The 21,581-nt window shown below is 70.6% G+C and carries 17 protein-coding genes; 9 read left to right on the top strand and 8 right to left on the bottom strand.

Features of this window, described 5'->3' with window-relative positions:
- Window positions 1–60: 60 nt before the first annotated feature.
- From betA to Pta02_RS15570, 5 genes are all read right to left on the bottom strand, one after another.
- A complete protein-coding gene (gene betA, locus Pta02_RS15590; RefSeq protein ID WP_203875531.1) occupies window positions 61–1,689 on the bottom strand; it encodes a choline dehydrogenase in 1,629 nt (542 codons plus the stop codon).
- Complete coding sequence (locus tag Pta02_RS15585; protein WP_203875530.1) at window positions 1,686–2,621, bottom strand: ABC transporter substrate-binding protein; 936 nt, start codon at window positions 2,619–2,621, stop codon at window positions 1,686–1,688. Before Pta02_RS15585 ends, betA begins: the two co-directional genes overlap by 4 nt.
- Window positions 2,622–2,724: 103 nt before the next feature.
- Window positions 2,725–3,714, bottom strand: a complete 990-nt coding sequence (locus tag Pta02_RS15580; protein ID WP_203875529.1) for an ABC transporter substrate-binding protein — start codon at window positions 3,712–3,714, stop codon at window positions 2,725–2,727.
- The gene (locus Pta02_RS15575) at window positions 3,711–5,702 is read right to left on the bottom strand and encodes an ABC transporter permease (protein ID WP_203875528.1); all 1,992 of its coding nucleotides are present in this window, start codon (window positions 5,700–5,702) and stop codon (window positions 3,711–3,713) included. The genes Pta02_RS15580 and Pta02_RS15575 overlap by 4 nt, the downstream gene beginning before the upstream one ends.
- A complete protein-coding gene (locus tag Pta02_RS15570; protein ID WP_239130644.1) occupies window positions 5,699–6,742 on the bottom strand; it encodes a quaternary amine ABC transporter ATP-binding protein in 1,044 nt (347 codons plus the stop codon). Before Pta02_RS15570 ends, Pta02_RS15575 begins: the two co-directional genes overlap by 4 nt.
- A gap of 373 nt (window positions 6,743–7,115) precedes the next feature.
- On the opposite strand from Pta02_RS15570, the gene Pta02_RS41220 reads away from it, so the two are divergent.
- From Pta02_RS41220 to Pta02_RS15555, 3 genes are all read left to right on the top strand, one after another.
- A complete protein-coding gene (locus Pta02_RS41220; RefSeq protein ID WP_239130643.1) occupies window positions 7,116–10,304 on the top strand; it encodes a sensor histidine kinase in 3,189 nt (1,062 codons plus the stop codon).
- Window positions 10,305–10,307: 3 nt separating this feature from the next.
- Complete coding sequence (locus Pta02_RS15560; RefSeq protein ID WP_203875526.1) at window positions 10,308–10,721, top strand: DUF742 domain-containing protein; 414 nt, start codon at window positions 10,308–10,310, stop codon at window positions 10,719–10,721.
- A gap of 435 nt (window positions 10,722–11,156) precedes the next feature.
- Complete coding sequence (locus Pta02_RS15555) at window positions 11,157–11,795, top strand: hypothetical protein (protein WP_203875525.1); 639 nt, start codon at window positions 11,157–11,159, stop codon at window positions 11,793–11,795.
- 274 nt (window positions 11,796–12,069) lie between these two features.
- Here the strand turns inward: Pta02_RS15555 and Pta02_RS15550 are convergent, their stop codons facing one another.
- The gene (locus Pta02_RS15550; RefSeq protein WP_203875524.1) at window positions 12,070–13,026 is read right to left on the bottom strand and encodes an SIS domain-containing protein; all 957 of its coding nucleotides are present in this window, start codon (window positions 13,024–13,026) and stop codon (window positions 12,070–12,072) included.
- Between the two features lie 49 nt (window positions 13,027–13,075).
- Window positions 13,076–14,158 (bottom strand): hypothetical protein, encoded by a 1,083-nt coding sequence (locus Pta02_RS15545; protein ID WP_203875523.1) that lies wholly within the window; start codon window positions 14,156–14,158, stop codon window positions 13,076–13,078.
- Between the two features lie 141 nt (window positions 14,159–14,299).
- Between Pta02_RS15545 and Pta02_RS15540 the strand changes: the two genes are divergently transcribed.
- The 4 genes from Pta02_RS15540 (at window position 14,300) to Pta02_RS15525 (ending at window position 18,099) form a co-directional block, all read left to right on the top strand.
- Window positions 14,300–15,424: a polyamine ABC transporter substrate-binding protein gene (locus Pta02_RS15540; RefSeq protein ID WP_203875522.1), complete on the top strand. Its 1,125-nt coding sequence runs from the start codon at window positions 14,300–14,302 to the stop codon at window positions 15,422–15,424.
- Between the two features lie 65 nt (window positions 15,425–15,489).
- Complete coding sequence (locus tag Pta02_RS15535; RefSeq protein ID WP_239130641.1) at window positions 15,490–16,296, top strand: ABC transporter permease; 807 nt, start codon at window positions 15,490–15,492, stop codon at window positions 16,294–16,296.
- Window positions 16,289–17,062 carry an ABC transporter permease gene (locus tag Pta02_RS15530; RefSeq protein WP_203875520.1) on the top strand — a complete coding sequence of 258 codons (774 nt, stop codon included), beginning with the start codon at window positions 16,289–16,291 and terminating at the stop codon, window positions 17,060–17,062. The genes Pta02_RS15535 and Pta02_RS15530 overlap by 8 nt, the downstream gene beginning before the upstream one ends.
- Window positions 17,062–18,099: an ABC transporter ATP-binding protein gene (locus Pta02_RS15525; protein WP_203875519.1), complete on the top strand. Its 1,038-nt coding sequence runs from the start codon at window positions 17,062–17,064 to the stop codon at window positions 18,097–18,099. Before Pta02_RS15530 ends, Pta02_RS15525 begins: the two co-directional genes overlap by 1 nt.
- Here the strand turns inward: Pta02_RS15525 and Pta02_RS15520 are convergent.
- Entirely contained in the window at window positions 18,093–18,671 is a 579-nt protein-coding gene (locus tag Pta02_RS15520; RefSeq protein WP_239130639.1) for a TetR/AcrR family transcriptional regulator, read from the bottom strand. The two genes, Pta02_RS15525 and Pta02_RS15520, sit on opposite strands and share 7 nt — an antisense overlap.
- Before the next feature lie 152 nt (window positions 18,672–18,823).
- On the opposite strand from Pta02_RS15520, the gene Pta02_RS15515 reads away from it, so the two are divergent.
- Together Pta02_RS15515 and Pta02_RS15510 are read left to right on the top strand one after the other, a co-directional pair.
- Window positions 18,824–20,092: a glycosyltransferase gene (locus Pta02_RS15515; protein ID WP_203875517.1), complete on the top strand. Its 1,269-nt coding sequence runs from the start codon at window positions 18,824–18,826 to the stop codon at window positions 20,090–20,092.
- Between the two features lie 31 nt (window positions 20,093–20,123).
- Window positions 20,124–21,530, top strand: a complete 1,407-nt coding sequence (locus Pta02_RS15510; RefSeq protein ID WP_203875516.1) for an aminobutyraldehyde dehydrogenase — start codon at window positions 20,124–20,126, stop codon at window positions 21,528–21,530.
- Window positions 21,531–21,581 lie beyond the last annotated feature (51 nt).

Here is a 21,581-nt window from a genome sequence, read left to right as displayed (position 1 = left end):
CGTACGGCGATCTCCCGGTACGGCTCCGCTGAGCCGTACCGGGAGATCGCATGCCCGCCCTCAGGCGGTGTGGCGGTAGAACTCCACGTGCTCGGGCGGCAGGGGGGTGTCGCCGCGGACGAGGTCGGCGGCCTTCTCGGCGAGCATCATCACCGGGGCGTAGATGTTGCCGTTGGTGACGTACGGCATGGCCGAGGCGTCCACCACGCGCAGCCCCTCCACGCCGTGGACCCGCATGGTCGCCGGGTCGACGACGGACATCTCGTCCACGCCCATCCGGCAGGTGCACGAGGGGTGCAGCGCGGTCTCGCCGTCGCGGGCGACCCAGTCGAGGATCTGCCCGTCGGTCTCCACGGAGGGCCCGGGGGAGATCTCGCCGCCGCTGAGCTCGGCGAAGGCCGGCTGGGAGAGGATCTCCCTGGCCTTGCGGACCGCCTCGACCCACTCGCGGCGGTCCTGGTCGGTGGACAGATAGTTGAACCGCAGGGCGGGCTTGCGGCGGGGGTCGGCCGAGGTGATCCGCACGCTGCCGCGCGCGTCGGAGTACATCGGCCCGACGTGGACCTGGTAGCCGTGGCCGGAGGCGGGGGCCGAGCCGTCGTAGCGGATCGCGATCGGCAGGAAGTGGAACATCAGGTTCGGGTAGGCCGCCTCGTCGTTGGAGCGGATGAACCCCCCGGCCTCGAAGTGGTTGCTCGCCCCCGGTCCCGAGCGCCGGAACAGCCAGTCCGCGCCGATGAGGGGCCGCCGCCACATCGCCAGCGACGGCGCCATGGAGACGGGCCGGACGCAGGCGTGCTGGACGTAGACCTCCAGGTGGTCCTGGAGGTTCTCGCCCACCCCCGGCAGGTGGTGCACGACCTCGATCCCGAGCCTCTTGAGCATGTCCGCGTCGCCGACGCCGGACAGCTGCAGCAACTGCGGGGAGTTGATCGCGCCGCCGCACAGGATGACCTCTCCGGCGCGCACCCGCTTGCCGTCGAACTCGACCCCGACCGCCCGCCTCCCATGGAAGATGATCTTCGAGACGTACGTGCGGGTCCGCACGGTGAGGTTGGGGCGGCCCATCACCGGGTGCAGGTAGGCGCGGGCGGCGCTGAGCCGGCGGCCCCGGTGCAGGGTGCGGTCGAAGGCGGCGAAGCCCTCCTGGCGGAAGCCGTTCACGTCGTCGGTGAGGGGGTGGCCGGCCTGCTGCACCGCGGCGAAGAACGCCTCGAACAGCGGCCCGTCGGCCGGGCCCCGCTCCAGCCGCAGCGGCCCGTCGTGGCCGCGGAAGGGGGTGCCGGGATCGGCCAGGCAGTTCTCCATGCGCTTGAAGTACGGCAGGCAGTGGGCGTGGTCCCACTCCCGCATGCCCGGGTCGGCCGCCCACCGCTCGTAGTCCAGGGGGTTGCCGCGCTGGAAGATCATGCCGTTGATGCTGCTCGATCCGCCGAGCACCTTGCCGCGGGCGTGGTAGACGCGGCGGCCGTTCATGTGCGGCTCGGGCTCCGACTCGTACTTCCAGTCGTAGAACCGGTTGCCGATGGGGAACATCAGCGCCGCCGGCATGTGGATGAACACGTCCCACCGGTAGTCGGGCCGGCCCGCCTCCAGCACCAGCACGCGCACCGAGGGGTCGGCGCTCAGCCGGTTGGCCAGGACGGAGCCGGCGGATCCGCCGCCGACGATGACGTAGTCGTAGCTCAACTGGGTACCCAGTCCTTCCAGATGATCTCGTTGGCGTCGATCCACTTGCGGGCCGCCTGGTCGGCGCTGAGCCCGTTGTTGGTGATGTCGTTGGCGACGGTGTTCTGGTTGTCGTTCGTCCAGGCGAAGTTGCGCACCAGCTCGTAGGCCTTGCCGCCGGTGTCGGCGAACCTCCTGCTCACGATCTTGTCGAGCAGGTAGGGCGGATAGTCGCAGGTGACCTTCTCGGCGTCGGCGTCGCAGCCGATCGAGTAGGGCGGGAGATTGATCTTGGCGAGCTTGAGCTGGGTGAACAGCCACTGCGGCTCGTAGAAGTACATGAGCAGCGGCTCGCGCTTTTCCGTGGCGCGCTTGGCGGCCTTTATCAGCGCGTCCTCGCTGCCCGAGTAGATCACCTTGTAGTCGAGTTCGAGATTGCGCACCAGCGCCTCGTCGTTGGTGACATAGGTCGGGTCGCCGTCGAGGACCTGACCTAAATCCCCGGTTTTGTCGGTCCGGAACAGGGAGGCGTATTTATTGAGGTTCCGCCAGTCGGTTATGTCTGGATATTTCTCCACCATCCACTGGGGAACGTACCAGCCGATGATCCCTTTGTTGCCGTTCCTCCCGGCGGAGACCGCGACCTTCTTCTCCTCGATGTAGGTCTTCTTCTCCGCCTCGCGCCCCCAGTTCTCGACGATGACGTCCACGGTGCCCTTCTCGAAGCCCTCCCAGGACTTGGCCTCGTCGAGCTCCACCGTCTCCACCCGGTAGCCGAGCTCGTCCTGCAGCAACCGGCCGAGTACGGCGGCGCTGGCCTCGTAGCCGACCCACGGGTTGACGGCGATCCGCACGGTGCCGCCGGTCTGCCGCGGGACGGGTTCCTGCGCGCTGCACGAGGACAGGAGCAGGAGTGCCGCGACGCCCGCGGCGATTTTCGTGCCACGTCTCATCAGGTACCTCCAGACGGAGGCCCCGGCACGGTCGTGGCAGGGCCGCGCGGCCTCCGGAGAACGGGCCCGGCGGGGGCACGGCCGCCCGCCGGGCCGGGTCAGGTCACTTCGGGATCCACGCCGCCCACACCGTGGGGTTGGCGTCGACCCACTTCTTGGCCGCCTCCTCGGCGGACATGCCGTTGTTGGTGATGTCGTTGGCCACCGAGTTCTGGTCCTCGTTGGTCCACTTGAAGTTCTTGACCAGCTCGTAGGCCTTGCCGCCGGTGTCGGCGAACCTCTTGCTCACGATCTTGTCGAGGTCGAGCTCGGCGTAGTCGCAGGCGACCTTCTTGGGATCGGCGTCGCAGCCCTCGGTGTACGGGGGCAGGTTGATCCGGGTCAGCTCGACCCGGTTGAACAGCCAGTGCGGGTCCCAGAAGTAGAACAGCAGCGGCTTCTTCTGCTGCTGGGCCTGGGTGGCCGACTCGATCAGGGCCGCCTCGCTGCCGCCCACCACGACCTTGTAGTTCAGCTTCAGGTTCTTGATCAGCGCCTCCTCGTTGCTCACGTAGGAGGGGTCGCCGAACAGCAGCTGGCCCTTGTCGCCGGACTCGGAGGTCTTGAACAGGCCGGCGTACTTGTTGAGGTTCTTGTAGTCGGTGATGTCGGGGTACTTGTCGGCCATCCACTTGGGGATGTACCAGCCGATGACGCCCTTGTTGCCGGTGGAGCCCGCCTCGAGGGCGACCTTCTTCTCCTCGATGAAGGACTTCTTCAGGTCCTCGTGGCCCCAGTTCTCCACGATGACGTCGACGTCGCCGTTCTCGAAGCCCTCCCAGGAGACCTGCTCGGCGAGCTCCTTCTTCTCCACCGTGTAGCCGAGCTTGTCCTCCAGCAGGTGGGCGATCACCGCGGCGCTGGCCTCGTAGCCGGCCCACGGGTTGATGGCGATCTTCACGGTGCCGCCCGCCGCGGGCGCCGACGATCCGGCGCCGGCGGACGGCTGTGCCGAGCTGGTTCCGGTGTCCACCGTGGCGCCGCCGCAACCGGCGGCGGCCAGCCCCACGGTGAGCAGGCCGGCGAGCAGGCGGATCCGGGATGCGATCCTCATGCGATCCTCTTCTTTCGCGTGGTCGTGCGATCGGACGTGCGGGGGGAGGGGCGCCGGTCGGCGCCCTGCGTGATCCGGTCGAGCAGGATCCCGAGCAGCACCGTGGCCACGCCGGCGGCGAAGCCCATGCCGAAGTCGGTGCGCTGGGAGAACCCGGAGACGACGTCGTAGCCCAGGCCGCCCGCGCCGACCAGCCCGCCGACCACGACCATGGCGAGCGTCATGACGATGCCCTGGTTGGCGGCCAGCCGGATCGCCGGCCGGGCCAGCGGCAGCCGTACCTTCCACAGCAGCTGCCGCTCTGTGGAGCCGCAGGAGAGCGCGGCCTCGACCGCGGCCGGGGACACGTTCCTGATCCCGTCCTCGACCAGGCGGATGACCGGCGGCACCGCGTAGATCACCGAGGCGAAGATGGCGGTGAAGCGGGTCGCGCCGAACAGGGCCAGCGCGGGGAGCAGGTAGACGAAGGCGGGCATGGTCTGCGCGGCGTCGAGCAGCGGCCGCTGCACAGCGGCGAACCGGGGGGAACGGGCCGCGGCGACGCCGAGCAGCAGCCCGATGAGCAGGGTGAGCGCCACCGCCACCAGGACGGTGGTGAGCGTCTCCATCGTGTGCTGCCACAGGCCGATCAGGGCGACGGCCGACAGGCAGCCCGCGGCCACGACGGCGGTCCGCAGACCGCCGGTCCGCCACGCCACCGCGATCGCGACCGCCGTGACGAGCCACCAGGGCGCGCCGGTGAGCACGGCCTGCAGCGGGTTGAGCAACACCTCCGTGGTGAGGTTCCTGATCGCGTCGGTGACGCCGTACCAGGAGAACTTGGCCCAGTTCACGGCCTCGTTCACCGGTGCGGCGAAGCGGAGCACCCACTCCTCGGGGAACTCCGCGGGCAGGACCCGGCCCAGCGCGAGACCGGCCGCGACGAGCACGGCCGCCACCGCCCACCGCAGGCGGGGACCGATCCGGGCACGTCCGCCGGTGACGGGGTACGGCGGGCGCGCGGCGGCGGACATCGTCATCCGGTCGAGCACGATCGCCATGATCACGATGGCGATCCCCGCCGGGAGCATCAGGCCGACGTTGGCCCGCGTCAGCCCCCGGATGATGTCCGATCCCAGCCCCGGTGCGGCGATCAGCGCCGCGATCACCACCATGGACAGCGCCATCATGATGGTCTGGTTGACGGCCAGGCCGAGAGTGGCACGTGCCATCGGCAGCTCGACCTTGAACAGGGTCTGCCGCCGGGTCGCGCCCAGGGAGACGGACGCCTCGACGGCGGTGGGCGAGACCTGCTCCATCGCGAGCGCGGCGATGCGGATCGCGGGCGGGATGGAGTAGATCAGCGTGGCGACCGCACCCGAGGCGGGACCGATCTGGAAGAACAGCACCATCGGCGCCAGATAGGCGAACGTCGGCATGATCTGCATGACGTCCAGGACGGGGGAGAGCAGGCGGCGCAGGCGCGGGGAGTGCCCCGCCCAGATCCCCAGCGGCAGGCCTATGACCAGCGAGAGCAGCACCGCCGTCAGCACCAGCGCGAGCGTGGCCACGCTCGCCTCCCACAGCCCGAGGACCCCGAACGAGGCGAACCCGAGCGCGGACAGCAGCCCGATCCGCCACCCGCCCGCCAGCCAGCCGAGCGCGGCCGCGATCCCGATCAGGCCCGCCCAGCCCGGGGCCTGCAACGCCAGCAGGAAGGTGTCGTAGAGGCCGCCGATGAACAGCCGGACGTAGTTGACGAAGAACAGGAAGACCGGGCTCTGGTTGCGGTTGGCGTCCACCCAAGCCCGTACGTCGTTGACGAACCGGAACGGGGCGGCGTCGTCGTCGTGCGGCAGGGTCGCGGCGCCGCGGAAGGCCAGGTAGACGGCGACCGCCGCGACGATCCCGGCGACCGGGACCACCCAGCGCGGCGGCCGTACGGCGGCGCGGGGGGCGGCGGGCGGTACCGCCTGCACGGGCGCGGCCGGGGGTGCCTGGGACGTCATGACCCGGTCCCGGCGCGCCCGGACATGGCGGTGAGGATGTCGAGGCGGTCCACCACGCCGAGCAGCTCGTCGCCCTCGACGACCCGGATCGGCCGGGCGGACTCCATCGCGGCGGGGACCGCGTCACGGATGATCGTCCCCGCCGGGAGCGCGGGGCCGTCGAGGTGCTCGTCGTCGGCGGGGGAGCGGCAGATCCAGCGCAGCGACAGGACCTCGCTCCTGGGCACGTCCCTGACGAAGTCGGCCACGTAGTCGTCGGCGGGAGCGCCGACCAGCTCCTCCGGGGTGCCGAGCTGGACGATCGAGCCCGCCCTCATGATCGCGATGCGCTCGCCCAGCTTGAGCGCCTCCGACAGGTCGTGGGTGATGAAGAGCATGGTCTTGCCCACCTCGCGGTGCAGGCGGACGACCTCGGCCTGCATGTCCCGGCGGATCAGGGGGTCGAGCGCGCTGAACGGCTCGTCGAACAGCAGCACCTCGGGGTCGGCGGCCAGGGCCCTGGCCAGGCCGACCCGCTGCTGCATGCCGCCGGACAGCTGGTCGGGCCTGGCCTCGGCGAAGCCGTCCAGGCCGACCAGGGACAGGATCGCCCGGGCCCGCTCGTGCCGCTGCCGGCGCGGGACGCCCTGGACCTCCAGCCCGTAGGCCACGTTGTCGACGACCTTGCGGTGCGGCAGCAGTCCGAAGTGCTGGAAGACCATGCTGACCCGGTTGCGGCGCAGGTCCCGCAGCTGGGCGGGGGAGGCGGCGCGCACGTCCTCGCCGGAGATCGCGATCTCTCCGGCGGTCGGCTCGACCAGCCGGGTCAGGCAGCGGACCAGGGTGGACTTCCCGCTGCCGGAAAGGCCCATCACCACGAACACCTCGCCGGGCCGTACCGTGAAGCTCACGTCCCTGACGGCGGCGACGCATCCGGTCTTCGCGCGGAGTTCGCCCGGATCGAGTTCGGCGTCGGGACCGCCCAGCACGCGTTCCGCCCGTGGCCCGAAGATCTTCCACAGGCTGCGAACCTCGATCGCGACGCCGTCGGGTGAGGTCACTGTCTCCTCCAAAGCTCAGCGCTCGGATGCAGTGAGGTTACGGGCGCACGGGGAACGATAAAGCGGAAATATCCGGAATCACAATGCTGTGATCTTCAAGAGACCGTCGCGGTCCCGATGTGTTACGTCGGAGTATCGTTATGGAACGGTGCAAACACCCATTTGTGTGCTTTGTCCACTAAATGCGGTATGGGTCGCCCGAAATTGAACATTCAACCTTTAAATGGAGCTCCAGGTTCTCGCCTCACTTGTCTCATGAGTGGCCATTTGTGTGGCTATGGTCGGTGGCCTTCACGGGTTGAAGTGTGCTCGAATTGCCGTGAAGCGCGGCTAATTCGGTCAGCGAGGGTCATCCACCGAGAGGCAGCGTCCGGTGAGTACAGAAAGAGCCGGTGACGCAGGGAGCGGTCTTCGGCTGCGCAACTGGCGGGTGCGCTCCAGGCTGGTCGCGCTCATCCTGGTCCCGACGGCCGCGGCGGTGCTGCTCGGCGGCATCCAGGTGATCGCCTCGATGAACGCCGCCGCCGACTACCAGAGGGTCAACGACCTGGCCCGGCTCTCCGACGACATCGGCGCGCTCACGCACGAACTGGCCGAAGAACGCGACCGCACCGCCTGGTTCATCGCCCTGGGCCGTCCTGAACGCGGGCTCAAGGGGATCAACGACCAGAGGGACGCGGTCGACACCGCGGCCGAGCGCGTCCGCGAGGGCGGCGCCCTGCTGCGGGGCGAGCTGACCGGCCGCACCGGTGACGAGGTCGAGGCCGCGCTCACCCGGCTGGACGACCTGACGCCGCTGCGCCGGCAGGCGCTGGAGACCAACCTGCTGCCCGACGCCGCCGTCGACGCCTACACCCTCGTGGTGGAGGACCTGTTGTCCCTGCACGACGAGCTCGGCAAGGGCAGCGACGACGACCTGCTGTTCGGCCAGGCGCTCACGCTGACCGCGCTCGCCCGTGCCAAGGAGAGCCTGTCGCAGCAGCGGGCCCTGCTCTCGGTGGTGCTGGTGGCCGGCCGGTTCGAACAGGACCAGATGGAGAAGTTCCTCGGCGCGCTCTCCTCCGAGCGCAACGGCCGCAAGTCCTTCGCCGCCGAGGCCGGCACCGCCGACCGGCGCTTCTTCGACGAGACCGTCAACGGCCGCAGCGCCGACCGGGCCGACTTCCTGCGGGAGCTGGTCCTGCTGCGCGCCGCCTCGGGTGCCCCGCTCAAGGGGCTGGACCAGGCCGAGAGCGACGACGCCCGGCAGTGGTTCGACGCGGTGTCGGTGACGATCGACCGGACGCGCGCCGTCGAGCAGCGGCACGCCCAGGGGATCGTCGCGCGCAGCGGGGCGCTCGGCGACGCCGAGCAGAATCGCGCCCTGCTGGTCATCGGGGCGGTCGCCGCCCTGCTGCTGGCCGTACTGCTGATCACCACCGGAGTGGCGCGCTCGCTGGTACGGCCGCTGCGGCGACTGCGCACCGAGGCGCTGGAGGTGGCCGGCGAGCGGTTGCCGTCGTACGTCCAGCGGGTGCGCGAGACGCGCGACGGAGAGTTCGAGGTGGACGTGCCGCCGATCGGGATCGTGTCCCGCGACGAGATCGGCGAGGTGGCGCGGGCCTTCGACGAGGTCCACCGGGAGGCCGTACGGCTGGCCGGTGACGAGGCCAAGCTGCGCAACACGGTCAACGCGATGTTCGTCAACCTCTCCCGCCGCAGCCAGACGCTGGTGGAACGCCAGCTCAGCCTGGTCGAGCGGCTGGAACGCGGAGAACGCGACGACAACCGGCTGGCCGACCTGTTCAAGCTCGACCACCTGGCCACCCGCATGCGCCGCAACTCCGAGAACCTGCTCGTCCTCGCCGGCCAGGAGGTCGCACGGCGCTGGCGGCAGCCGGTCGAGGTCATGGACATCGTCCGGGCCGCGCTGTCGGAGGTGGAGAACTACGACCGCGTGGTCACCCGGATCCACTCGGAGGTGGCCGTGGCGGGCCCGGCGGTGAGCGACGTGGTCCACCTGCTCGCCGAGCTGGTGGAGAACGCGGTCGCGTTCTCGCCGGGGGAGACCAAGGTCGTGGTGTCCAGCAGCCGGATCGACGGCGGCGGAGTGATGATCGGGGTGAGCGACCAGGGCATCGGCATGACCCTCGAAGAACTCACCCAGGCCAACGCCCGCCTGGCCGGCCCCCAGGCCGCCGACGCCGCCGCGGCCCGCCGCATGGGCCTGTTCGTGGTCGGCCGCCTGGCCTTCAAACACGGCATCCGGGTCCAGCTCCGCCCCCAGGAGACCGGCGGCCTGACCGCGATGGTCCTGCTCCCCGAGAGCCTCATCGCCACCCTCCCCGGCCACTCGTTCCCTCCCGGACCGCAGTCGCCTTTCGCCGGCGCGGACCCGTCCTTCGCCGGAGCGCAGTCGTCTTTCGCGGGTGCGGAGCCGTCCTTCGCCGGGGCGCAGTCTCCCTTCGGGAGCACCGATCCGCCGTTCCCCCCCGGGGCGCAGCCGCCTTTCCCGGGCGCCGACCCGTCCTTCGCCGGGGGGCAGCCTGCCGTCTTCGGGACCCCCACCCCGCCCTTCCCCGGCGGCCCCGGACCTTCCCGGGAACGGGGCGCCTTCGCGGACACGCCGCCGTTCCAGAGAGCGGCGGACGGCACCGGGCCCACCCCGCCCGCCGGCATGCCCGCCTTCCCCCCGTTGTCCACCGGCTCCGCCGGCGCGTTCCCTCCGGGACCCGCCGGCCCGCCCTTCCCCCCGCCTCCGGCGGCTCCGTCCTTCCCCCCGGGGGCGCCCGCGTCCGCCTCCCCTGCGGGAGCCGTACCACCGCAGGGCAGGCCGCCCGGGGCGACCGGGCCCAGCGTATGGAACTCGCCGGAACGCTCCGGCCCTCCGGGGAACCCGCCCTTCGTCCCGCCCGGACCCATCCCGCCCGGGCCCATCCCGCCCGGACCCGTCTCACCCGGACCCTTCGACCGCTTCGCGCTGAACTCCACCGACGGACCCGGCTCGCTCGAACGCTTCGCGGTCAATCCCGCGGAGGAGACCGGACCGTTCGACCGCTTCACGAAGCGGTCCGTCGAGGAGCCGGCACCGGTCGACAGCCTCCCGACCCCCGGAGAGCCGGCCGTGAGCGGCGCGCTTCCCACGGTGGAGACCTCGGCGCTGGACACCGAGGACGAGTACCTTCCGATCTTCGCCTCGGTCGAGTCGGGATGGTTCCGTACGATCGACCGGACGAAGGCCGCGACGCAGGAGCCCTCCGGTGACGGCGCTCCGGACGAGGTGTCGTCGCCGGCACCGGAGCAGTGGGCGTCCCCGGCGGACAGCGGCTGGCAGGCGGCCCAGGCCGCGAGCGAGCCGGTCTACGGCGCCGTGACCTCCTCCGGCCTGCCCCGGCGCACCCCCAAGGCGAACCTGGTCCCCGGTTCGGTGACGCCCGCGAACCCGGCCGAGCCCTCCTCTCCGAGCCCGCCCCAGCCGCCGCCGGCGACACCGGTCTCCCCCGAACGGGTGCGCAGCCGTATGGCGAGTTTCCAGCAGGGCGTGCGCCGGGCGCGCAACGAACTCCCGAACCGGGAGAGCTGAGCCATGACAGGTCCCCACTGGAACGACCCCCGGGGCGGGGCCGACGGCTACGGCCCGCCTTACGGAGGACCGCCGCAGGAAGAGGAGAGCTCGCTGGTGCGGATGTACGCCGTCACCGGCGGCAGGACCGCTCCGCGCAGCCAGCTCGCCATGGAGGCCCTCGTCTCCTCGGCGACCTCCGGCACGCTCGGCATGTCCTTCACCCGCGAATACCGCGCGATCAGCCAGCTGTGCCGCCAAGTCCGCTCGGTCGCCGAGGTCTCCGCCCTCCTCGGCATCCCCCTGGGCGTCGCCCGAGTCCTGATCTCCGACATGGAGTCCGAGGGCCTGGTCCGGATCTACCACCCCCAGATCCAGGAACGCGGTCCCGACCTCGGCCTCCTGGAACGCGTCCTCAGCGGCCTCCGCCGCCTGTGACGCCGGGCGGCCTTCCCTGCCGGGGAGAGGTCGTCGCCCTTGCCGAAACGCTCCCGGCCGTGGTGGGAGACATGGTCGTGCCGTGCGGGCAGCTGTTCCGGCCGGCCGTCTCAGCCGATGTCTCGTTCATCAGGCCTGAGGCCTGGCGGGCGCACGGAGTGCGGTCCTTCTACACGCCGGCCTCCACACCCGCCCGCTCCGCACTCCTCGCGCACCGCCGTACCCATGCGGACCGTATGGCGCGGCCCTTTCCCGGACGACCAGAGGGCGGTGGGCGGCTGAAGCGCAGACGCGGGGCCGTTCACGGCGGACCGCCGTAGCTGAAGCCATCGTGCGGGAAGGAGCCCAGGGCTGATCGGCGAACACGGAACACGTCGACGGCGGGAGGCGCCACATCCCTGAAGGCGTGACCTGGGCGTCGTTACGCTGAGACACATGGCGCCTGCGGAGTGGGAGATCTCTGACGAGTCCTATCGGCTCGTCGATGAGGAGGATGCGTTCGACGCCCTCGACCACGGCCCGCCGCCCCTTCCGGCGACCCTCCCGCCCGGCTCGGCCGCGATCGCCGCGGCGGGCCGGTGGGGCCGCTACGGGTCGCTGGTCGTGCTGTTCCGCGATCGCGAAGACGGCGAACTCTACGACGACACCTATCTGGTGGTGCGCTCCCCGGCCGGGCAGTGGCAGTACCCGCCTCCCACCTCGGGAGGAGGCGGCATGCCGGAGTGGGTGCTGCACCGGCCCGATGAGCCGCTGCCCACCTGGCGCGGCAACCACCTGAGAGATCTGTCGGCCCGGCTCGACAAGCCCGACACCGAGTGGGTGACCGACCTGACGGTGATGGCCACGCGGCAGGTGGCCGCCGTGCAGGTGCGCTATGCCGGAGAGGCCATCGACGTCCCCGTTCCACCCGGCGGCCTGGTCACCGTGCCCCACCCGATCCGCCACGTCGACGACAGCGCCGAGTTCCGAGGCTTCGATGCCTCGGGTGCTCTGATCGCCGTCACGCACCATCGGCCGCTGACCGACTCCGACCGCAGGAGCAAGTGGCCGGACCCCGCCTTGTGGGACGACTGATCCGGACCCCGGGCGCGAGCTACGGCGATCAGCCCTGAGCTCCTTCCCGCAGGCAAAGCCGCAAGGCTACGGCGAGCAGCCCTGAACGGCCCCGCACCTCGCTTCAGCCGCCCTCACAGCACGACCATGCCTCCAGCGCGCACCCCGCTATCGAACACCCCCGACCCCGCCCACCCCGGCCTGCTCGCCGTACATGCGGCGCCGAGTGCCGCCGTTCACGGTCTCGCCGTACCGGCGCCGGTGCCTCGGTCTGAATCTGCGCCGTACCCGGCGCCTACCCGGCGAGCCACCAGCGGGCGGCGATGAGTTCGGCCACCAGGGTCTCGGTCAGCAGGGAGACGTCGGGGTCGTGGTCGTGGCGGTAGCGGATGGCGGACTTGGCCCCGGGAAGGTCTCCGCCGACGGTCAGGACGGTGGAACCGCGCTGGCGGATCCAGTCCATGGCCTGGTCGTCGTAGGGGGAACCGGGGAACACCAGGGCGCGGTAGTCGAGGGTCTTGGTGAGGTAGACGTCGACGTGGGACCAGTCGCCCGTCTCGCAGGCGGTGGCCGCCCGGCGGGGGCCCTCGCGGACCATCAGGGCCGACTGCTCGGCCGAGGACAGCCGCTCGGCGGGGGCGAGCGTGTAGACGCCGTCCGGGCCGTCGAGCAGGTCCGACGCGGACTCCAGCCACTCGCCGCGCCGGTCCAGCAGGTCCGACGTCGCCTCCGCGGCGCGGTACAGCAGCGCGGGCACGTCCGTGTCGGTGCGGGTCAGGCGGTTGCGCAGGGACATCAGCAGGGCGATCGTGTGCTGGAACGTACGGCAGGCCACCCCGCCGTGTTCCTCGCCGGCGAGCATCGGGACCACCAGGTCGGCGTTCTCGGCGATGGGCGAGCCGGGCCGGTTGGTCATGGCCAGCACCGGGGCCCGGTCGCGATAGCGGGCCACCGCGTCCAGGGTCTCCCGGCTGCCGCCGGTGGCGGAGATGGCGACGACCAGGGTGTCCGGGGTCGCGGGATAGGAGACCGTGGCGGAGGCGTACTCCGCGACCGCGTCGAAGCCGGCGGCCCGCAGGTGGAGCGCGGCGACCCGGGCCGCGTAGCGGGAGCTGCCCATGCCGAGGAAGACCACCCGCCGGATGCCGTCCGGGACCGGCTCGAACGGGTCGGCGGCCTCCAACGCGTCGGCGAGCTCGGCCAGGGCGGCCGGTTTGGCCTCCAGGTCGGCGAGATACAGCTCGGCGTTCACATGCGCTCCTTCGGGTCGGGGGTGCGGTCGTGTCTCTCGGTTGTGTCTCTCAGGCATACCAGGACCGCAGCACGCCCATGGGCGCGTACCGCCAGCGTGGCAGATGCCTGGCGGCGTAGATGAGCTCGCGGCACTCCTGCTCGACGGCGAAGGCCCGCAGCAGCCCGTCGTGGAGCAGGTCCGCGTGACCGCGCTCGCGCAGGCGCCGTCTGTAGGCGTCCTCCAGCGAGCCGACCGCCTCGGCCGCCCAGCGCCCGACCGCGGCGGGGTCGGCGTCCCGGCGTCTGACGGCGACCTGGCCGGCGTGCTCCAGGCTGGTGGTGAGCTGGGCGAGGTCGCGGGCGGCCGGCTGGTGGCGGTCGGTGTCGGAGACCGTCGGGTTGCCGTCGAAGTCGATCACCGCGTACCCGTCCCGCCACCTGAGGATCTGGCCGACGTGCAGGTCGCCGTGGATGCGGATCAGCGGGGTCGCGCCGGGATCCTCCAGGGCGTGGAAGTCGCGCTCCACGCGGTCCGCGCGGGCGGCCAGCCACCGGCCGTCCTCGCCGTCGGTCAGCTCCAGCGCCTCGCGCAGCGCGGTCCGGGCGCGGCCGGGCCACGGGCCCGGCGAGGCGGGCGAGAGCCGTACCGGGTCGGGGAAGGCCGGGGACGGGGTGGCCAGGGCGGCGTGCAGGTCGGCGGCGAGCAGGCCCAGGTCGGCGGCGAAGGCGGTGCGGCCGGCGGCGGCCTCGTCCACGCACCACTCCCAGCCGTCGCGGGCGTCCGGCAGGTAGGCGGTCACCAGCGCCAGGAGCTCCCCGTCGCGGGAGATCGCCGCGTACGGCGCCGCCGTGGCGGTGAAGCCCACCGCGGTCAGGTGGGCGAACGCCTCGGGGGTCGGCTGGGGGAGCGGGGCGGGCGGGGTGAGCCACTTGACGACCACGCTCTCGCCGACGACGACGGAATGATTCGTCTGATCCACATCGAAGCCCCGTTCAGCGGCTCCTGGGGGCGTCTCGGGGAGCGGGTGGAAGCGCCGTACGACGTACGGCGGAGGGATCTCCGAGGTCAGGGCCATCAGGAGGTCGACGGTCCGTCCGTCGCCGGCGCGGGGGACGGTGGCGAGCCGCTCCCATATTGAAGATCGGTTCAACAGGCAGATCAAACTTCCAATGTGACGATGTCATGAAAAGTGTTGCCGATGTTGATGTTGCCTGCAACACTCCTGCTTTGGTCTGTCGTGTCCTTATCGCCGGACCGCTCCATAAATCTGAATTTTGAAGGAGTAGCGGCCGTGTCCCGTTCCCGGTACAGCCGTCGTCTTCCGGCTGCCGCTCTGGTCGCCGGTCTCGCGCTCGCGGTCTCGGCTTGTGGCGGAGAGGCCGCCGACACCGCCGCGCCCGCCGCCAGCGCATCGTCCGCCCAGCTCGACCCCAACGCGGACCTTTCCAAGCAGAGTGTCACGATCTCGGTCTGGGACGGTTACACGCCCAAGGAGCTGCCGCAGCAGGTCAAGGAGAAGCTCAAGACCGAGCTGAAGGTGACCCTGCACGACACCAACGAGACGATCATGGGCAAGCTCACCTCGGGCACCGACACCGGTCTCGACGTGGCCTTCGTCTCCGGCCAGTACGCCCAGGCCCTCAACGAGGCCGGGCTGCTGGAGCCGATCCACCCCGAGCTGGTGCCGAACCTGGCCAACCTGTTCCCCGAGGCCAAGGAGCTCTCCTACGACAAGGGCAACGTCTTCTCCGTCCCCTACACCTGGGGCACGACCGGCATCTGCTACCGCACCGACCTGCTGAAGACGCCGCCGACGAGCTGGAACGACCTGCTCGACCCGCCGGCCGAGGCCAAGAAGAAGGTCACCATGATGACCACCGAGCGCTGGCTGGCCCTGCCCGCCATCAAGGCGCTCGGCTACTCGGTCAACACCCGCAGCGACGAGGAGATCGCCAAGGTCAAGGAGAAGCTCCTGGCGGCCAAGGCGAACCTGCTGGCCTACGACGACACGACCTTCGGCGAGCGCCTGAAGAAGGGCGAGGCCGTGATGGTCGAGGCGTGGGACGGCTGGTGCCCGGCCGGTGAGAAGAACATCGACTTCGTGGTCCCCAAGGAGGGCAGCGACCTCTGGGTGGACACGATGGTCGTGCTGAAGTCCTCCAAGAACAAGGAGGCCGCGCACGCGTTCATCAACTACATCCTGGACCCGCAGGTCCACGGCTGGGCCGCCTCGAACATCCTGTACAGCGTGCCCAACAAGGCCGCGATGGACATCGTCGACGCCGACCTGAAGGCCAAGACGCCGTCGCTGCAGATGACCCCGGCGCAGCTGCTCCAGGGTGAGTCGATCATCGACCTGGGCGAGGACTCGCAGAAGTTCACCCGCCTGGCGACCGAGGTCGCGGCGCAACAGTGACACGTTCCACCGTCTCCGGCGCGGCCGCGGCATCGCGGTCGCGCCGGTCGCGTGCGCTGGGACGCTTGGTCTTCCTCGGTCCCGGCCTGACCTATCTGATCGTTCTGCTGCTGATCCCGCTGGCGCTGGTCCTGAGCTACACGCTGTTCCGCAGGGGCCGGTTCGGCGGGGTCGTCTACGAGGCGACCGGGGAGAACTTCACCCGGTTGTTCGACCCCCTCTATCTCGACGTCATCCTGGGCTCGCTGCGGCTGGCCACGATCGCCACGGTGATCGCGCTGCTGGTGGGATACCCGACGGCGTACCTGATCGCGATGCTCCCCCGGAAGTGGAAGACGGTCGCGCTGGTCGCGATCGTGCTGCCGTTCTGGACGAACTTCCTGGTCCGGATCTACGCCTGGATCGTGCTGCTCAGCGGTCCCGGGCTGGTCAACTCCACGCTCGGGGAGCTGGGGCTGGGCCCGTTCGAGTTCCTGTACAACCAGGGCACGATCGTCACCGGCCTGGTCTACTCCTACCTGCCGTTGATGGTGCTGCCGCTGTACGCCGCGATCGAGAAGCTCGACCCGCAGCTCCGGGAGGCCTCGGCCAACCTCGGCGCCCGGCCCGCCCGCACGTTCGTCTCGGTCACGCTGCCGCTGACCCTGCCGGGCGTGGTCACCGGGTGCCTGTTCGTCTTCGTGCCGAGCTTCGGCAACTTCATCATCCCCGAGCTGCTCGGCGGCGGCCGTTCGATCATGGTCGGCAACCTGATCAGGGACCAGTTCCTCAAGGCGCGCGACTGGCCGTTCGGCTCGACGCTCGCGCTGGCGCTGATCGCCGTGCTGGTCGTCCTGCTGCTCCTGCAGGCCTGGAGTGCCCGCCGTGCGTAGACCCCGCCTGCTGTACGTCCCGTTCTGGGCGACCTACCTCTTCCTGTACGCGCCCATCGCGGTACTGGTCTTCATGTCGTTCAACTCCGGCGACTCGCCGTACTCCTTCGAGGGCTTCAGCCTGAAGTGGTACGGCGAGCTGGCCGGCAACGCCGAGATCCGCCACGGACTGGTCAACACCCTGGTCGTCGCCCTGGGCGCCACGGTCCTGGCGACCGTGCTGGGCACGCTCCTGGCCGTGGGCATGGCCCGCCACAGCAGGTCCAAGCTGCTGGACGCGGTCAGCGTGCTGCCGGCCGTACTGCCCGACCTCGTGCTGGCCATCGGGCTGCTGGTCTTCTACGGAATGATCAAGATGACCCTCGGCCTGCACTCGGTGCTGCTGGCGCACACGGTGTTCGGCATGGCGTTCGTGGCCGCGGTGGTCCGCACCCGGCTCACCCACGCCGACACCTCCCTGGAGGAGGCCTCGCGGGACCTGGGAGCCGGTCCGGTGACGACCTTCCTGCGGATCACGCTGCCCCAGCTGGCTCCCGGGATCGCCGCCGGCGCCCTGCTGGCCTTCACCCTGTCCGTCGACGAGTTCGTCATCGCGTTCTTCACCGCGGCGCCGACGGAGCCGACCCTGCCCATCGTCATCTACTCAATGGTCCGTTTCGGGGTCACCCCCGAGATCAACGCGCTGGCCACGCTGCTGCTGGCCGTGAGCTTCACCGTGGTGATCGTGGCCCAGCGGATGACCCGACTGACGGAGTCCCTTTCCTGATGCTGCAGATCACTGGTGTCAGCCGCCGCTTCGGCGACGTCACGGCGCTGGCGGACGTCTCCCTGGAGATCCGCCAGGGCGAGTTCTTCGCGCTTCTGGGCCCCAGCGGCTGCGGCAAGACCACGCTCCTGCGCATCCTGGCCGGGTTCGAGTCGCCGGACTCCGGGGCCGTCACCCTCGACGGGGAGGACCTGCTGGGCCGCCCCGCGCACCGCCGCCCGGTCAACCTGATGTTCCAGTCCTACGCGCTGTTCCCGCACATGACCGTGGCAAGGAACGTCGCCTACGGCCTGGAGCGCGAGAAGCTGCCGAAGGCGGAGGTCCGCTCGCGGGTCGCCGAGGTGCTGGAGAAGGTGGGCCTGTCCGCGATGGCCGGGCGCCGGCCGCAGCAGCTGTCCGGCGGCCAGCGCCAGCGGGTCGCGCTGGCCCGCGCGATCGTCAAGCGGCCGCGGCTGCTGCTGCTGGACGAGCCGCTGTCGGCCCTGGACAAGAAGGTGCGCGCGGAGATGCAGCTGGAGCTCAAGCGGCTGCAGCACGAGGTCGGCATCACCTTCGTCGTGGTCACCCACGACCAGGAGGAGGCCATGTCGCTGGCCGACCGGATCGCGGTCTTCAGCGCGGGCCGGGTCGAGCAGGTGGACGCGCCGGTGGCGCTCTACGAGCGGCCGCGCACCCCGTTCGTCGCGGGGTTCGTGGGGGCCAACAACATCTTCTCCGGGCGGGCGTGCTCGGTCGGCCTGGCCTCAGACGGCCTCGGGGTGCTGCCCGGCTCCTCCGACCTGCCCGACGGCACTCCGGCGCTGCTGGCCGTACGGCCCGAGCGGCTGCGGCTGGACGGCGGGCGGGACGGGGAAGGGGTGCTGAAGGGCGAGGTCGCCGACGTGAGCTTCTACGGCGGCGTGTCGCACGTCTCGGTCGCCGTGCCGGGCCGCGCGGAGCCGGTCCTGGCGGCCACCCAGGGGGCCACGCCGATCCGGGCCGGTGCGCAGGTGAACCTGTCGTGGGCGGCGGGGGACGGGGTCCTGGTGCCTCAATGAGACGTCTTCAGCGGGTTGCCCGTGGCCGTCCGGGCGTAGGCGAGGATGAGGTCGACCGCCTCGTCAGGGCCGATAACCGGGTGGCGGGCCGTTATGCGGTAACCGTACGCATCCTCGAGCGCGACCAGGTTGCGCGCGATGACCAGAGAGTCGTCGGTCAGCGTGAAGGTCCCCAGCGCGCCGCCGGTCTCCAGAATGCTCTGGTACATGGCGACCTGCCGATCGTAGAGCGTGGTGAGCAGCAGCGCGTACATGCGGTTGCGGGCCGCGGCGCCGCCCAGCTCGTTGAGCAGCCGCACGTCCGGATCGTCCGGGCCGTGCGGCAGCCCGGAGCGGATGGTCACGACGAGCTTCTCCACCGGGTCGCGCATGCCGCTGATGCGCTTGAGCCGCAGTTCGTAGAAGCGCTCCATGCCCGCGTGGTGGGCGTCCACCAGCAGTTCGCCGAGGTTGGGGTAGTGGTAGAGCACGGCGCCGGAGGTCAGTCCCGCCTCCTCGGCGACGTGGTTGAGTCCCACACCCTCGGTGCCGTGCCTGATGATGGCGCGGCGTGCCGCATCGATGAGATCCACGCGCCGGTCCGTCCGGCTCTTGCGCGTCATATTCCCCCGTCCGTCCCTACTGACGATTTATGCCGGGGTCCATAGTGACCGCTCGATGACATTTCCGCTAGATCAAGATTTAAACCCGTATTCAAAAACAAGTTGCCAGACCTGGAGTCAGGATGCCCCTCACTATCCTGTTCATGCCGGAGAGCGCCTACGGGCCGACGAACAACTGCATCGGCATCGGCGACATTCTCCGCAAGCGCGGTCACCGCGTCGTCTTCGCCGCCGAGGCGTCCTGGAAGGGGAAGCTGGAGGCGCTCGGTTTCGAGGAGGATCTGGTCGATCTGGCTCCTCCGTCGGAGGAGGAGCAGGACGCCGGGCAGTTCTGGAAGGACTTCATCCGGGACACCGCGCCGGAATATCGCAAGTCGACCACCGAGCAGCTGGAGACGGTGACCAAGCCGATCTGGGACGCGCTCATCGACGGCGTGAAGTACTGCGAACCGCAGCTCAAGAAGATTATCGAGCGGGTTCGGCCGGACGTCATCGTCGAGGACAACGTCATCACGTTCCCGGCCCTTCTGACTGCTGGCAAGCCTTTCGTGCGAATCGTCTCCTGCAACCCGCTGGAGGTCCGCGGCGAGAACGTGGCCCCGGTCTTCTCCGGCCTGCCGGCCGACGACCGCTCCGAGTGGGACGCCTTCCGCGCCGAGTACGACCGCACCCACCGTGAGATCTGGACCGCCTTCAACGAGTGGTGCGTGGCCCAGGGCACCGCGCCCCTGCCCGAGCTGGACTTCATCCACGAGGGCGACCTGAACCTGTACGTCTATCCGGAGATCGCCGACTACGTCGACGCCCGCCCGCTGGGCGCGAACTGGCACCGCCTGGACTCCTCGGTCCGCGAGACCGACCAGGAGTTCGAGGTGCCGGAGTCGCTGCGGGGCGACAGCCCGCTGATCTACTTCTCGCTCGGCTCGCTCGGCTCGGCCGACGTGGAGCTGATGCAGCGGGTGATCGACGTGCTGGGCACCACCCCGTACCGCTTCATCGTCTCCAAGGGCCCGCTGCACGAGGAGATCAAGCTCGCCGGCAACATGTGGGGCGCCGAGACCGTCCCGCAGACGAAGATCCTGCCGCTGGTGGACCTGGTCATCACGCACGGCGGCAACAACACCACCACCGAGGCGCTGCACTTCGGCAAGCCGATGATCCTGCTGCCGCTGTTCTGGGACCAGTACGACAACGCCCAGCGCGTGCACGAGCTGGGCTACGGCGTGCGCCTGTCCACCTACGGCTTCACCGACGAGGAGCTGACCGGCGCGCTGGAGCGGCTGCTGGGCGACACCGAGCTGCGCGCGCGCCTGGCCGCCGCCGGCGAGGAGATCCGCCGCCGCGACGGGCTGCGCAGGGCCGCCGACCTCATCGAGCAGGCCGGCGCCTGAGGTTTTCCGAAAAAGCGAGTAGGGACGTTCCATGGGCAAGTTGATCAATCCGGCGACGGGCGAGCCTCTCCCGGAGGCGGCCGAGACCCCGGTCTCCGAGGTGGCGCAGGCCGTACGGCGGGCGCGGGCGGCGTTCGAGGAGTGGAGCGCGGCGACCCCGGCCGAGCGGGCCCGGGTGCTGCTGCGCCTGGCCGACCTCGTCGAGGCCGACGCCGAGGAGCTGACCCGGCTGGAGGTGTGCGAGACGGGCAAGCCCGCGGCGGTCTTCCGCGACGGCGAGCTGCCCTTCGCCGTCGACAACCTCCGGTTCTTCGCCGGGGCGGCCCGCTCGCTGGACGGCACCGGGGCGGGGGTGTTCAGCTCCGGCTACACCTCCGTGCTGGTCCGCCGCCCGGTGGGCGTGGTCGCCTCGATCGCCCCGTGGAACTTCCCGCTCGTGATGGCGGTCTGGAAGGTCGGCCCCGCGCTCGCCGCGGGCAACGCCGTGGTGATCAAGCCGGCGCCGCAGACGCCGGGCACCACGCTGCGGCTGGCCGAGCTGTTCGCCCGCGCCGGGGCGCCCGAGGGGCTGCTGCAGGTCGTGCTCGGCGACGCCGGAGTGGGCCAGGCGCTGGTGACCGACCCGGGCGTGGACATGGTCAGCGTCACCGGCTCCACCGAGACCGGCCGCGCCGTCATGCGCGGGGCCGCCGGCTCCCTCAAGCGGGTCCACCTGGAGCTCGGCGGCAAGGCTCCGGCGCTGGTCTTCGGCGACGCGGACCTGGCCGGGATGGCCAGGGGCGTGGCGATGGGCGCGACCTACAACACCGGCCAGGACTGCACCGCCGCCACCCGGGTCTACATCGCCCGGGAGGTGTACGGCGAGGCCGTCGAAGCGCTTCACGCCACGCTGGCGGGGATCGGGGCCGGCGACCCCTGGGATCCGCAGACCGACATCGGCCCGCTGATCTCGGCCGGTCACCGGGATCGGGTGCACGGCTTCGTCGAGCGGGCGAAGGCCGCGGGCGCCGCGGTGCTGTGCGGCGGCGCCCCGGTGGAGGGCCCCGGCTTCTTCTACCCGCCGACGCTGGTCGACGGGGCCCGTCAGGACAGCGAGATCGTCCAGGGCGAGCTGTTCGGCCCGGTGCTGGTGACCCTGCCCTTCGACGGGGAGGACGAGGCGGTACGGCTGGCCAACGACACCCCCTACGGTCTGGCCTCCTCGGTCTGGTCCCGGGACGTGGCCAGGGCGCTGCGCGTCTCCCACCGCCTCGACGTGGGCGTGACCTGGGTCAACGACCACCTGCCGATCGCCTCCGAGGCCCCGCACGGCGGGGTCAAGGGCAGCGGGTTCGGCAAGGACATGAGCCAGGAGGCCGTGCAGGAGTACTCGGTGACGCGCCATCTGATGATCAAGCATCAGGCTCCGGAGGCGAGGGACTCGTTCCGGCCAGCCTAGAAATCTGGGGCTTTTTGTCGGCTTAAATCCCTTTCAGGGTGATTTGTAGAT

It is taken from the genome of Paraplanobispora takensis (assembly GCF_016863195.1).
In the GTDB taxonomy this organism is placed as follows: Bacteria; Actinomycetota; Actinomycetes; order Streptosporangiales; family Streptosporangiaceae; genus Planobispora; species Planobispora takensis.
Note: the sequence above shows the minus strand (reverse complement) of the source record. Positions and strands in the feature narration are given on the sequence as shown.